General features: G+C 74.4%; 8 protein-coding genes. 3 read left to right on the forward strand and 5 right to left on the reverse strand.

Features of this window, described 5'->3' with window-relative positions; all coding sequences use genetic code 11:
- Positions 1 to 195: 195 nt before the first annotated feature.
- Positions 196 to 2,766 carry an alpha-glucan family phosphorylase gene (gene glgP / locus ACIQKA_RS14540; RefSeq protein WP_402541094.1) on the forward strand — a complete coding sequence of 857 codons (2,571 nt, stop codon included), beginning with the start codon at positions 196 to 198 and terminating at the stop codon, positions 2,764 to 2,766.
- Between the two features lie 12 nt (positions 2,767 to 2,778).
- Here glgP and ACIQKA_RS14545 read toward each other — a convergent pair whose 3' ends face one another.
- The 5 genes from ACIQKA_RS14545 to ACIQKA_RS14565 all read right to left on the reverse strand — a co-directional run bounded on the left by ACIQKA_RS14545 (position 2,779) and on the right by ACIQKA_RS14565 (position 11,281).
- Positions 2,779 to 4,377: a sensor histidine kinase gene (locus ACIQKA_RS14545; RefSeq protein WP_402541096.1), complete on the reverse strand. Its 1,599-nt coding sequence runs from the start codon at positions 4,375 to 4,377 to the stop codon at positions 2,779 to 2,781.
- Positions 4,370 to 5,026 carry a response regulator gene (locus ACIQKA_RS14550; protein ID WP_383159190.1) on the reverse strand — a complete coding sequence of 219 codons (657 nt, stop codon included), beginning with the start codon at positions 5,024 to 5,026 and terminating at the stop codon, positions 4,370 to 4,372. Before ACIQKA_RS14550 ends, ACIQKA_RS14545 begins: the two co-directional genes overlap by 8 nt.
- An 88-nt stretch (positions 5,027 to 5,114) precedes the next feature.
- Positions 5,115 to 7,142 carry a M4 family metallopeptidase gene (locus ACIQKA_RS14555; protein ID WP_383184903.1) on the reverse strand — a complete coding sequence of 676 codons (2,028 nt, stop codon included), beginning with the start codon at positions 7,140 to 7,142 and terminating at the stop codon, positions 5,115 to 5,117.
- 489 nt (positions 7,143 to 7,631) lie between these two features.
- Entirely contained in the window at positions 7,632 to 9,470 is a 1,839-nt protein-coding gene (locus tag ACIQKA_RS14560; protein WP_383159221.1) for an ABC transporter ATP-binding protein, read from the reverse strand.
- The gene (locus ACIQKA_RS14565; RefSeq protein ID WP_402541099.1) at positions 9,467 to 11,281 is read right to left on the reverse strand and encodes an ABC transporter ATP-binding protein; all 1,815 of its coding nucleotides are present in this window, start codon (positions 11,279 to 11,281) and stop codon (positions 9,467 to 9,469) included. The genes ACIQKA_RS14560 and ACIQKA_RS14565 overlap by 4 nt, the downstream gene beginning before the upstream one ends.
- A 240-nt stretch (positions 11,282 to 11,521) precedes the next feature.
- On the opposite strand from ACIQKA_RS14565, the gene ACIQKA_RS14570 reads away from it, so the two are divergent.
- Both ACIQKA_RS14570 and ACIQKA_RS14575 read left to right on the forward strand, forming a co-directional pair.
- Positions 11,522 to 12,433 carry an ABC transporter ATP-binding protein gene (locus tag ACIQKA_RS14570; protein WP_383159226.1) on the forward strand — a complete coding sequence of 304 codons (912 nt, stop codon included), beginning with the start codon at positions 11,522 to 11,524 and terminating at the stop codon, positions 12,431 to 12,433.
- The gene (locus ACIQKA_RS14575) at positions 12,430 to 13,173 is read left to right on the forward strand and encodes an ABC transporter permease (protein ID WP_402541102.1); all 744 of its coding nucleotides are present in this window, start codon (positions 12,430 to 12,432) and stop codon (positions 13,171 to 13,173) included. The genes ACIQKA_RS14570 and ACIQKA_RS14575 overlap by 4 nt, the downstream gene beginning before the upstream one ends.
- The last annotated feature ends 18 nt before the right edge of the window (positions 13,174 to 13,191 follow it).

Consider the following 13,191-nt stretch of genomic DNA (forward strand, 5'->3'; position numbering starts at 1 on the left):
CGCTGAAGTCGGACACGAAGCCGTCACCGCCCCTGCGGCACCGGGAGGTTGCTTCCGCACGGGCCGTCACAGGGGTTTCCGTACCCGTCGGTTCCCGTTGCTCCGATCCGGTCGGGGCTACCATCGGAGCGGCACGCCGGACACACAGCGTGGTGCGTCCGCTCCGGTCCGTACTCGCCTGCGAAGGTGGAACGCGTGAAGGCAATCCGTCGATTCACCGTGCGTCCCGTCCTCCCCGACACCCTTCGACCCCTCGCCGACCTGGCGCGCAACCTGCGCTGGTCCTGGCACGAGCCCACCCGGGCCCTCTTCGACTCCCTCGCCGCCGACCCGTCCCGGCCGGGCCCCCGGGCCGGCGCCGACCCCGTCCGGGTCCTCGGCGCCCTCGAAGCCCCACGGCTCGCCGCGCTCGCCGCCGACCAGGACTTCCTGGCCCGGCTCCGCGCCGCCGCCGAGGACCTCGACGCCTATCTGCACGCCCCCCGCTGGTACCAGGAGCAGTCCGGCGACCTCCCGGCCGCCGTCGCCTACTTCTCGCCCGAGTTCGGCGTCGCCGCCGCCCTGCCCCAGTACTCCGGCGGCCTCGGCATCCTCGCCGGCGACCACCTCAAGGCCGCCAGCGACCTCGGCGTCCCCCTGATCGGCGTCGGCCTGCTCTACCGGCACGGCTACTTCCGCCAGTCCCTCGGCAGGGACGGCTGGCAGCAGGAGCAGTACCCCGTCCTCGATCCCGGCGAGCTGCCCGTCACCCTGCTCCGCGAGCCGGACGGCGCCCCCGCCCGCGTCACCCTCGCCCTCCCCGGCGGCCGCAGCCTGCACGCCCACCTGTGGACGGCCCAGGTCGGCCGCGTCCCGCTGCTCATGCTCGACTCCGACGTCGAGGAGAACGCCCCCGGCGAACGCGGCGTCACCGACCGCCTCTACGGCGGCGGCAGCGAGCACCGGCTCCTCCAGGAGATGCTGCTCGGCATCGGCGGCGTCCGCGCCGTCCGCACGTACACCCGGCTCACCGGCCACCCTGCCCCCGAGGTCTTCCACACCAACGAGGGCCACGCCGGCTTCCTCGGCCTCGAACGCATCCGTGAACTCCAGCGCGACGGGCTCGACTTCGACGGCGCCCTGGAGACCGTCCGGGCCGGGACCGTCTTCACCACCCACACCCCCGTCCCGGCCGGCATCGACCGCTTCGACCGCGCCCTGGTCGCCCGCCACCTCGGCGAGGACGGCGCCCTGCCCGGCGTCGACACCGGCCGCGTCCTCGCCCTCGGCGACGAGACCCCCCTCGGCGGCGAACCCGGCGTCTTCAACATGGCCGCCATGGGCCTGCGCCTCGCCCAGCGCGCCAACGGCGTCTCCACCCTCCACGGCGCCGTCAGCCGCGCCATGTTCGCCGGACTATGGCCGGGATTCGACCCCGACGAGGTGCCGATCACCTCCATCACCAACGGCGTCCACGCCCCCACCTGGGTCGCCCCCGAGGTCGGCCCGCTCGGCCCCGACGCGAGCGACCGGGAGCTGTGGGACCTGCGCCGCACCCTGCGCGAACGGCTCGTCGCCGACGTGCGGGACCGGCTGCGGGCCTCCTGGCGGCAGCGCGGCGCGGCCGCCGCCGAACTCGGCTGGACCGACTCCGTCCTCGACCCCGACGTCCTCACCATCGGCTTCGCCCGCCGCGTCCCCTCGTACAAGCGGCTCACCCTGATGCTGCGCGACAAGGACCGGCTGCGGTCGCTGCTGCTCCACCCCGAGCGGCCCGTGCAGCTCGTCGTCGCCGGCAAGGCCCACCCCGCCGACGACGGCGGCAAGCGGCTCGTGCAGGAACTCGTCCGCTTCGCCGACGACCCCCGGGTCCGGCACCGGATCGTCTTCCTGCCCGACTACGGCATGGAGATGGCCCGCGGCCTCTACCCCGGCTGCGACGTCTGGCTCAACAACCCCCTGCGCCCCCTGGAGGCCTGCGGCACCAGCGGCATGAAGGCCGCCCTCAACGGCTGCCTCAACCTCTCCGTCCTCGACGGCTGGTGGGACGAGTGGTTCGAGCCCGACTTCGGCTGGGCCATCCCCACCGCCGACGGCGCGGCCGCCGCCGACGAGGAGCGCCGCGACGACCTGGAGGCCGCCGCCCTCTACGAGCTGATCGAGCGCCGCGTCGCCCCCCGCTTCTACGACCGGGGCGCCGACGGCGTCCCGGCCGGCTGGACGGCGATGGTCCGGCGCACCCTCGCCGACCTCGGTCCCAAGGTCCTCGCCGACCGCATGGTCCGCGAGTACGTCGAGCGGCTCTACGCCCCCGCCGCCACCGCCCGCCGGGCGCTCACCCCGGACCGGGCCCGCGAACTCGCCGCCTGGAAGGCCCGGGTCCGGGAGGCCTGGCCCCAGGTGACCGTCGACCGCGTCGAGGTCGGCGACGGCCTCGCGGACGACGTGGCCGACGCGGAGCTGGGCGCCACCCCGGTCGTCCGGGTCCGGGTCGCCCTCGGCGCGCTCGCCCCCGACGACGTCGAGGTCCAGGCCGTCACCGGCCGGGTCGACGCCGACGACACCCTCACCGCCCCCCGCACGGTCGCCCTCAAGCCGGCCGGCGGCCCCGATCTGGAGGGCCGCCTCCCGTACGCGGGCACCCTGGAACTCGACCGCACCGGCTCCTTCGGCTGCACCGTCCGGGTCCTGCCCACCCACCCCCTCCTCGCCCACCCCTCCGAACTGGGCCTGGCGGCCCTGCCGGAGGAGACGACGGGGGAGGGGGCGGGGGTGCTGCTGCGGTAGCGGTCCGCCGGATCAGCCCCGGGGCACCTCGGCCTTGTCGGCGAGGTGCCCCGACGCGAAGCACAGCCGGTACACCGGGACGGCGGCGAGCAGCGTCGTGCGGTAGTAGCGGCACTCGTCCGTGCCGGGCGGCTCGGCGGGCGCGCGGTGCGGCGGGCCGTCCAGCGGGCGGTCGGGCAGGGACCCGGCGGCCTCCTCGTACGACTGGCCGACGCGCAGGCGGGCGTACTCCTCCGGCTCCAGGTACGACCGGTGCTGGGTCCACAGCGCGACCCCGCCCATCAGCAGGCCGAGCGCGGTGAGCAGGGCGAGCGGAACCCAGATCGCCCGCGCGAGCCCCTTGCGCACCTCGCGGCGGGCCCGGTCCAGCTCCCGCGCGGAGGTGGGCGCGGCGGGCGGGGACGGCGGGGGGCGGCGGGGCAGGACGGCTTCCAGGGCGAAGCCGCCGTCCGCCGTCGTCCCGTGCGCCAGCGAGCCGCCCGCCAGACGGACCCGCTCGTCGAGGGCGACGAGGCCGGTGCCGCCGGAGGGGAGGGGCGCCGCAGCGGTCCCGGGGCCGTTGAGCACCCGGACCCGTACGGCCCCTTCGTCCGGCCCCGGGGCGATCGTGACCGAGACCGGTGCGCCCGGGGCGTGCTTGGCCGCGTTGGTCAGACCCTCCTGCACGACCCGGTGCAGGGCGGGGCCCGCCATTCCCGGCGGGGCCGGCATCGGTGGCGCGGTGAGCGCGACGGGCAGGCCCGACGCGCGGGCGCGGGCCACCAGCTCCTCCACCGTCTCGCCGGGCGGGGTCGTCGGCGCCGTCGCGCCGTCCTCCCGCAGCACGCCGACGGCGTCCCGCAGCCGGGCCGTCGCGTCCGCCGCCGCGCGCCGCAGCTCGCCCGCAGCCCGCCGCTGCTCCGGGCCGAGGTCCCGGTCCAGCTCCAGGGCGCCCGCCCGGAGCGCGATCAGGGCCAGGTCGTGGCCGAGGGAGTCGTGCATGTCGCCCGCGATCCGGGCGCGCTCCCGCAGCCGCTCCCGGTCGGCGACGACCGCCTGCTCCCGCTCCATCCGGTCCGCCAGCTCCCAGCCGCTGCGCACCAGCCGGTCGTACTGGTGCGCGTACCGGCCGATCAGCCAGGGCGCCACGACCGCGAGGGCCAGCGCGAGCAGGAGGGTGAACCACTGGCCGAGGGGCGTGCCCGTGACCGCGGTCAGGAGCAGCCCCGCCGCCGCGATCGCGGCGAACAGCCACAGCGCCCCGCGCGTCCGCGCCCGCCGCCGCCCCGCCAGGTAGGCGAAGGCCACCAGGGCCGGGCCGTACGAAGGGGTGAACAGCTCCGGGGTGACGGCCAGGCTCGTCGCGACCGTGACGGCGAGCGGCACCAGCGGCCACCGCCGGCTCACCGCGGCGCAGCCGCCGAGGACCGTCACGCCCAGGGCCACCAGGGGCCAGGAGCCGCCGTCGTTCGGGTCCGAGCGGAGCAGGACCGGGACGCAGAGGAGGAGCCAGAGAGCCGTGTCGGCGGCGTGTTCGCGGGCGGGGCGGCGGGGGCGCTCGCCCGTGCGGGGCCAGCGCAGGCGGGGGCGTTCGCCCGTGCGGGGCCGGCGCCGGAAGGGGCGTTCACTCATGCGGGACCAGGCCCGCCTCGTGTGCCAGGACCGCCAGCTGCACCCGGTTGCGCAGGCCCAGGCGGGCCAGGACCGCGCTCACGTGCGCCTTGACCGTGCCCTCGACCACGTACATGCGGTCCGCGATCTCCTGGTTCGAGAGCCCGGCGCCGAGGAGCGCCACCACCTCCCGCTCCCGGCCGGTCAGCGGCTCCAGGCGGACCCGTGCCTCGGCGGCGCGCGTGAACCGTTCGCCGCCCAGGGTGTCGATGACCCGGCGGGCGACCGCGGGGGAGAGCGCGGCCCCGCCGCCGGCCACCGCCCGCACTCCCGCGATCAGTTCGCGCGGATCCCCGGACTTCAGCAGGAAGCCGCCGACGCCCGAGCCGAGCGCCCGCGCGATGGAGGCGTCCTCGGAGAAGGTCGTGAGCATGACGACGGCCGCGCCCGGCACGGCCCCGCGCAGCTCCTCGGCGGCGGCGAGCCCGTCGAGCCGGGGCATCCGGACGTCGAGCAGCACGACGTCCGGCCGGTGTTCGCGGGCGAGTTCGACGGCCTCGTGCCCGTCGCCCGCCTCCGCCACCACCTCGATCCCGGGGTCGGTGGCGAGGATGGCCCGCACCCCGGCCCTGATCATCGCCTCGTCGTCCGCCAGCAGCACCCTGATCACGCATTCCACCCTAGGGAGGACGCGCGGACGCCCCGGGGGCGTTGCCCCCGGGGCGTCCTTCACTTCGTTCCGGCCTTTCCCGAGGTGGTTACGGGAAGGTCAGCTTGAAGGCGTTGATGTAGCCGGTGTCGGCCGAGGCCTTGTCCTGGACGCGGAGCTTCCAGGCGCCGTTGGCGACCTCCGAGGAGGCGTTCACGGTGTAGGTCTGGACGATGTTGTCGGCGCTGCCGCCGGCGCGGTTGTGCAGGTTGTAGACCGAGCCGTCGGGGGCGACGAGGTCGACGATCAGGTCGCCCTTGTAGGTGTGGACGATGTCCACGCCGACGGAGAGGTTGCTGGGGGCGTTGCCGGTGACGCCGGTGACGTTGACCGTCGAGGTGACCGCGGCGCCGTTGTCCGGGATCGACACGTCGGCGGTGTTCTCGAAGACCGTGCCACCGGGGTTGCCGCCGCCGGGACGGGCGCCGACGTTGATGGCGGCCCAGGCGTTCTCGACGGCCGTCACCTCGGGGCTGGTGGCGCCGTAGAGCGCCTTGGCCACGTCGACCGTGCCCGTGCGGGCGGCGGCGTAGTTGGTGTTCGAGCCGAACTTGGTGGTGAGCGCCTTGAACCAGATCAGCGCGGCCTTGTCCCGGCCGATGCCCGTGACGGGCAGGCCGTCCGAGGTCGGCGAGTCGTAGGTGACGCCGTTGATCGTCTTGGTGCCGCTGCCCTCGGAGAGCAGGTAGAACCAGTGGTTCGCCGGGCCCGAGGAGTAGTGGACGTCGATCGAGCCGATGCCCGAGTACCAGGCGTCCTTGGACGAGCCGTCCTTGCTCGGCTTGTCCATGTAGCGCAGCGGGGTGCCGTTGCCGCGGATGTCGATCTTCTCGCCGACCAGGTAGTCGCCCTGGTCCTGGGCGTTGTTGGCGTAGAACTCGACGGCCGCCGCGAAGATGTCCGAGGTGGCCTCGTTGAGGCCGCCGGACTCGCCGCTGTAGACCAGCTTGGCGGTGACCGAGGTCAGGCCGTGCGTCATCTCGTGCGCGGCCACGTCGATCGAGGTCAGCGGCTTGGTGTTGCCCGCGCCGTCGCCGTACGTCATGCAGAAGCAGGAGTCCTGCCAGAAGGCGTTGACGTACGCGTTGCCGTAGTGGACCCGGGAGTACGCGCCGACGCCGTCACCGCGGATGCCGGTGCGGCCGTGCACGTTCTTGTAGTAGTCCCAGGTGAGCGCGGCGCCGTAGTGCGCGTCGGCGGCCGCGGTCTCCTTGTTGGACGGGTTGCCGTTGCCCCACACGTCGGTGGAGTTGGTGAACAGCGTCCCCGTGCCGGAGCTGCCGCCGTTGAGGTTGTACGTCTTGTGGTTGCCGCGGCCCGTGTCCGTCAGCGTGTACGAGGGCGCGGTGCCGAGCGTCACCTGGCCGCTGTACTGCGTGTTGCCGGTGCCGGTCTCGACGGCCTGCCACTCGTAGAGCTTCGCGCCCGTCTTGGCGTCCGTGACGACGTGCAGCTCGTTCGGGGTGCCGTCGTGCTGGAGGCCGCCGACGACGGTCTCGTACGCGAGGACCGGGGAGCCCTCGGCGAGCCAGACGACCTTGCGCGGGGCGCGGCTGGCGGCGGTCTTCTCGGAGCCGTCCGCCCGGGCGAGGCCGACGGCCTGCTTCTCGGCGGCGGCCGGGGCGACCTTGGCGGTCGTGTCGACGTTCTTCAGCTCCGTGCGGACCGCCTTGGTGACGCTCTGGCGGGCGCCGGCCTTCGACTCCTCGACGACCAGGTCGCCGCCGAGGACGGGCAGGCCCGCGTAGGTCCGCTCGTAGCGGGTGTGGGTCGTGCCGTCGCGGTCCTGGACGACGTCGCGGACGACCAGCTTCTCCTCGGCGCCGAGGCCGAGGGACTTGGCCGTGGCGGCCTTGTCGGCGTCGGCCGCCTTGATCAGCGCGGTGCGCTGGGCGGGGGTGAGGTCGGCCGGGAGCTTGCCGGGGTTCGCCGAGGTGCCCTGCTGGGACTTGGGCGCGGCGCTGAACGGGGTGTCGGCCGCGGTGGCGGCGCCCGTCTGGACGCTCACGGCGAGCATGGCGGCGGCGGCTATCAGGGCGCCGGTCGCGGTGGCACGACGGCTGGGCGTGGATCTCACGCGGACTCCTTTTGCGAGGGGGGTACCGGCGGGCCTGGGTGAGTCCGTCGGGCAGAGCAAGGAGAGCGGTTGAGCACGTTCAGGTGACGCCGGGAACTTTCGTTCGGGGGCCGGGGAGAGAGTGACAGGGATGACGGGGACCTGTCAGGAGTGCGACGGCAAGTTGGCCAGAAATCGTCCGCTGCTGGTACGGGCGCGTTCGTTAAGCGGACGTTTCGTGAGCTGTGGGGCAAGCGTGGGGCGGTGTTCGGCCGGAGGCGCGTTTTCGCCCGTGGGGGTTGGGCGGTGGGGCGCACTCCGGTTTTCCGGGGGCGGGGGGCCCGCTCCGGGGGCCGCGTTCGGGACCGCATGATTCACGGCGCCCGCGGGTCCCGGCGGAGTGACCGGTTCTCGCGCGCCCCGCACCACGCTCCACGTCCCGCACGCGGCCCCCGCCACGACGGCCCCCGCGCGGGTGCGGGGGCGAACTCGCGGCCGTGGGACGTTCCCTCAGCCCACCAGGCTGTCCCGCCACGCCCGGTGCAGGCCCGCGTAGTGGCCGTCTCCCGTCACCAGGGCCGACGGCGGGCCGTCCTCGACGATCCGGCCCGACTCCATCACCAGGACCCGGTCCGCCACCTCGACCGTCGACAGGCGGTGGGCGACGACCACCGCCGTACGGCCCTTCAGGACCGTGTCCATGGCCCGCTGGACCGCCCTTTCACCGGGCACGTCGAGGGAGCTCGTCGCCTCGTCCAGGATCAGGACCGCCGGGTCCGCCAGGAGCGCGCGGGCGAAGGCCACCAGCTGGCGCTGGCCCGCCGAGATCCTGCCGCCGCGCTTGCGCACGTCCGTGTCGTAGCCGTCGGGCAGCCCCTCGACGAAGTCGTGGGCGCCGATGGCCCGCGCCGCCTCCTCGATCTCCGCGCGCGTCGCGTCCGGGCGGCCGATCGCGATGTTCTCCGCCACCGTGCCCGAGAAGAGGAACGCCTCCTGGGTGACCATGACGATCCCGCGCCGCAGGTCGGGGGTGGTGAGGTCGCGGAGATCGACGCCGTCGAGGAGGACCCGGCCCTCCGTCGGGTCGTAGAAGCGGGCCAGGAGCTTGACCAGGGTCGACTTTCCCGCGCCCGTCGCCCCCACCACCGCCACCGTCTGGCCGGCCGGGATCCTCAGGTCGAAGGCCGGGAGCACCTCGCCTCCCGTGCGGTAGGCGAACCTCACGTCGTCGAAGACCACCTCCCGGCCCGGAGTGCCCTCGCGGCGGGGGAGTTCGCGGGGCGTCGCCGTCTCCGGGACGCCCGGTTCCTGGGCGAGGAGGCCCGCGATCTTGGCGAGGGACGCCGCCGCCGACTCGTACGAGTTGAGGAACATGCCCAGGCGGTCGATCGGGTCGTACAGGCGCCGCATGTAGAGGACGGCCGCCGCCAGGACGCCCAGTTCCAGGGAGCCCTCCGCCACCCGGTACGCGCCCCAGAGACACATTCCGGCCACTGCCGTGTTCGCGACGAGGCGCGAACCGATCACGTAGCGGGCCATTTCGAGGAGCGCGTCGCCGTTGCTTCGTTCGTGGCGGTGGTTGAGGGCCGCGAACTCCGCGTCGTTGGTCCGTTCGCGGCGGAACGCGCGGACCGGGCGGATGCCGTTCATCGTCTCCGCGAACTTCACGATCACGCCCGCGATCGCGGTGGACCGCTCGCCGTACACCCGGCCCGCCCGGCGGCGGTAGAGCCGCACCAGGAGGCAGAGCGGGACGAAGGACGCCGTCGCCACCGCGCCGATGCCCAGGTCCAGCCAGAGCAGGACCAGGGTGATCGAGACGAAGGAGAGGACCACGCCGATCAGCTCCTGGAGGCCCTCCGAGAGCAGTTCCCGCAGCGACTCCACGTCCGTGGTGGAGCGGGAGATCAGCCGGCCCGAGGTGTAGCGCTCGTGGAAGTCGACGCTGAGGACCTGCGCGTGGCGGAAGATCCGGCCGCGCAGGTCCAGGAGGACGTCCTGGTTGACGCGGGCCGCTCCCCGGACGAAGACGTACTGGAGGAGGCCCGAGAGGGCCGAGCAGAGGAGGTAGCCGAGGGCCACGGCGACCACCGGGCCGTGGTCGCCCGCGCGGAAGGCCGGAACGGCGCGGTCGATGGCGTACGCGACGAGCAGCGGGCCCGCCTGGACCGCCGCCTCCTTGACCAGGAGGACGAGCGCGGCGACCGCGACCCGCGCGCGGTGCGCGGACAGGAGGGAGCGGAGCAGGGCGCCCGTCGCCCCCGGCGGCGCCGGAAGGTCGTCGCGGTCGAAGGGGTCCGGCTCGTCCGGCACGGTGGCGGGCGGCTTCGTGAGCGTGGTGTCCGTCATCGCCGTTCCTTCTCGCCCGACATCAGCCAGGCGTACTCCTCGCTGCTCCGCAGCAGTTCCTGATGGGTGCCCACGGCCGCGATCCGGCCTCCGGACAGCAGCGCGACCCGGTCGGCCAGCATCACCGTCGACGGGCGGTGCGCCACCACCAGGGCCGTCGTCTCCCGCAGCACCTCCCGCAGGGCCGCCTCCACCCGCGCCTCCGTGTGCACGTCGAGGGCGGAGAGGGGGTCGTCCAGGACGAGGAAGCGGGGGCGGCCGACCACCGCGCGGGCCAGGGCGAGCCGCTGCCGCTGGCCGCCCGACAGGCTCAGGCCCTGCTCGCCGACCCGGGTCGCGGCGGCCTCGGGCAGCCGGTCCACGAAGTCGTCCGCCTGGGCCACGGCGAGGGCGCGCCGCAGCTCCGGCTCGCCCGCCGCCCCGTCGGCCCCCATCAGGACGTTCTCGCCGACGGACGCGGAGAACAGGGTGGGCTCCTCGAAGGCCATCGACACCAGGGAGCGGAGGCGGCTCCGCTCCATCAGCGCGATGTCCTCGCCGTCGAGGAGGATCCGGCCCTCCGTCGTCTCGTGCAGGCGCGGCACGAGGGCGGTGAGGGTCGTCTTCCCGGAGCCCGTGCCGCCGACCAGGGCCAGCGTCTCGCCGGGGCGGATGTGCAGGTCGACGCCGTCCAGGACCGGCGGGGCGCCCTCGGGGGCGTCCGGGTAGCGGAACGTGACGTTCTCGAAGCGCACCCCCTCCGGGCCGTCGGCCCGCGAGGCCCCGGGGGAGGCCGTCTCCGGCTCCTCCTCGGCGTCCATCACCTCGAAGTACCGCTCCGTCGCCGTCGCCGCCTCCTGGCTCATCGCGAGCAGGAAGCCGATCGACTCCACCGGCCAGCGCAGCGCGAGCGCCGTCGACAGGAACGCCACGAGCGTGCCCGCCGACAGGCCGCCGTCCGCGACCTGCACCGTGCCGAGGACGAGCGCCGCGCCGATGGCCAGCTCCGGCACGACCGTGATGACCGCCCAGATCATGGCGAGCAGCCGGGCCTTGACGAGCTCGGTGCCCCGCAGGCGCTCGGAGAGCTCGCGGAAGGCGCGCGCCTGGCTGCGGTGCCGGCCGAAGCCCTTGACGATCCGGATGCCGAGGACGCTCTCCTCCACGATCGTCGTCAGATCGCCGACCTGGTCCTGGGCCCGGCGCGCCACCAGGCCGTAGCGGCCCTCGAAGAGCGAGCAGACCACCACCAGCGGCAGCACCGGGGTCAGCAGCACCAGCCCGAGGGACCAGTCCTGGGAGAGCAGCAGGACGTATCCGGCGAGGATCGTCACGCCGTTGACCAGGAGGAAGGTCAGCGGGAAGGCGAGGAACATCCGGACCAGCATCAGGTCCGTCGTCCCGCGCGACAGGAGCTGGCCCGACGCCCACCGGTCGTGGAAGGCGATCGGCAGCCGCTGGAGCCTGCCGTACAGGTCCGCCCGCATCCGGGCCTCCACCCCGGCGAGCGGCCGCGCCACCAGCCAGCGCCGGAAGCCGAAGAGGACCGCCTCCGTGATCCCGAGCAGCAGCAGGTACAGCGCGCCGAGCCACACGCCCCCGGGGTCCCGGTCCGCGACGGGCCCGTCCACCAGCCACTTGAGGACGAGGGGGATGACGAGCGACAGACAGGAGGCGACTATCGCGACGAAGGCGGCCGTGAACAGCCGCCCCCGCACGGGCCGTACGTACGGCCACAGGCGGAGCAGGACGCGCACCGCCGACCGGTCGGCGGTGTCCGCCGGGTCCGTCGGGTTCGCCGGGTCAGCTGGGGGCAAGGGTTTCTCGGGCATCAGGTCCGACCTTACGGTTCACCACTGACACCCCTCATCCGGTTTTCCGGCCACCTCCGGGACCTCCGCCACCTCCGGGACCTCCGCCACCTCCGCCGCCTCCGGGACCGCCGCCTGCGGCACCGCAGTCCTCCGGGTCGCGGCTCCCCGGGTCGTACCCGCCGTCAACCGATCGGACGACGGCCGGTACGAGCGGATCGGCCGATACCGGCGGGCCGCCCCGGCCGGGAGGCTCGGGGCATGACGACAGCAGCGATCGAAGTGCGGGGACTGCACAAGTCCTACGACGGCCGGAAGGTCGTCGACGGGGTCTCCTTCGAGGTCGGCGAGGGGGAGGTCTTCGGGATCCTCGGACCCAACGGCGCCGGCAAGACCACCACCGTGGAGTGCGTCGAGGGGCTGCGGACCCCCGACGAGGGCCTGGTCCGCGTCTGCGGGTACGACCCGGCCGCGCGGCGCGCCGAGGTCACCCGGGTCCTCGGCGTCCAGCTCCAGGAGAGCGAACTCCAGCCCAAGCTGACCGTCCGCGAGGCCCTCGACCTGTACGCCTCCTTCCACGAGCGGCCCGCCGACCCGCACGCGCTCGCCGAGCGGCTCGGGCTCCTGCCCCATCTGAAGGTGCGGTTCGCGAAGCTGTCCGGGGGCCGGAAGCAGCGTCTGTTCATCGCCCTCGCGCTGATCGGGGGCCCCCGGGTCGTCGTCCTCGACGAACTCACCACCGGCCTCGACCCGCGCGCCCGCCGCGAGGTCTGGGCGCTCGTCGAGGCCGTCCGGGACACCGGGGTGACCGTCCTGCTCGTCACGCACTTCATGGAGGAGGCCCAGCGCCTCTGCGACCGGATCGCCGTCCTCGACCGCGGCCGGATCGCCGCCCTCGACACCCCCGAGGGGCTGATCGGGCGCTCCGGCAGCGCCAAGGAGATCTCCTTCGCCGCCGGCGTCCCGGTCGACCCGGCCGAACTGCGGGCGCTCCCGGGGGCCGTCTCCGTCACGACCGCCGACGGGCGGACGGTCGTCGGCGGCACCGACGAGACCGTCACCGCCTTCGTCTCCCTCCTCGCCCGCCACGGCGTCACCGCCCACCAGCTGCGGGTCACCGACGCCACCCTCGACGACGCCTATCTCGACCTGACGGGAGACGACCACCGATGAGCACCCCCACCGCGACCGTCCTGAGGACCGAGGCGCGGCTCTTCGGCCGCGAGCCCGGAAGCCTGTTCTGGGTGATGCTCTCGCCGACCCTGCTGCTCGTGGTCCTCGGCCTGGTCCCCTCCTTCCGGGAGGCCTCCGAGGACCTCGGCGGGCGCCGGGTCATCGACCTCTACGTCCCCGTCTCCGTCCTCTTCGCCCTCGTCATGTCCGGGATCCAGGCCATGCCCCCGGTCCTCTCCGGCTACCGCGAGCGCGGCATCCTGCGCCGGATGTCCACCACTCCCGTACGGCCCGGGGCCCTGCTCGCCGCCCAGCTCGCGCTGCACGGCGCCGCCGCGCTCGTCTCCGCGCTGCTCGTGCTCACGGTCGGCCGCCTCGCCTTCGGCGTCGCCCTGCCGGGGAACCCCGCCGGGTACCTGCTCGCCCTGCTGCTCGCCGTCGCGAGCGGGCTCGCGCTCGGCGCGACCGTGTGCGCGGCCTCCCGCACGCAGAAGATCGCCACCGCCGTCGGCTCGGTCGTCTTCTTCCCCGCCATGTTCACCGCCGGGGTCTGGGTCCCGGTCCAGGCCATGCCGGATACCCTCCAGCGGATCGTCGGGCTCACCCCCTTCGGCGCCGCCTCCGAGGCTCTCGACACGGCCGCGTCGGGCGGCTGGCCCGGCTGGGCCGCGCTCGGGGTCATGACCCTGTGGACGGTCGTCCTGACCGGCGCGTCGGCGCGCTGGTTCCGCTGGCAGTGAGCGAGTGAGGGGGCGGAA

It is taken from the genome of Streptomyces sp. NPDC092045 (assembly GCF_044756005.1).
In the GTDB taxonomy this organism is placed as follows: Bacteria; Actinomycetota; Actinomycetes; order Streptomycetales; family Streptomycetaceae; genus Streptomyces.

Coding starts and splice junctions, on each gene's coding strand:
- ACIQKA_RS14545 (WP_402541096.1), bottom strand. CDS start 4,377: ATGAGTGAACGCCCCTTCCGGCGCCGGCCCCGCACGGGCGAACGCCCC.
- ACIQKA_RS14560 (WP_383159221.1), bottom strand. CDS start 9,470: ATGACGGACACCACGCTCACGAAGCCGCCCGCCACCGTGCCGGACGAG.
- ACIQKA_RS14565 (WP_402541099.1), bottom strand. CDS start 11,281: ATGCCCGAGAAACCCTTGCCCCCAGCTGACCCGGCGAACCCGACGGAC.
- ACIQKA_RS14570 (WP_383159226.1), top strand. CDS start 11,522: ATGACGACAGCAGCGATCGAAGTGCGGGGACTGCACAAGTCCTACGAC.
- ACIQKA_RS14575 (WP_402541102.1), top strand. CDS start 12,430: ATGAGCACCCCCACCGCGACCGTCCTGAGGACCGAGGCGCGGCTCTTC.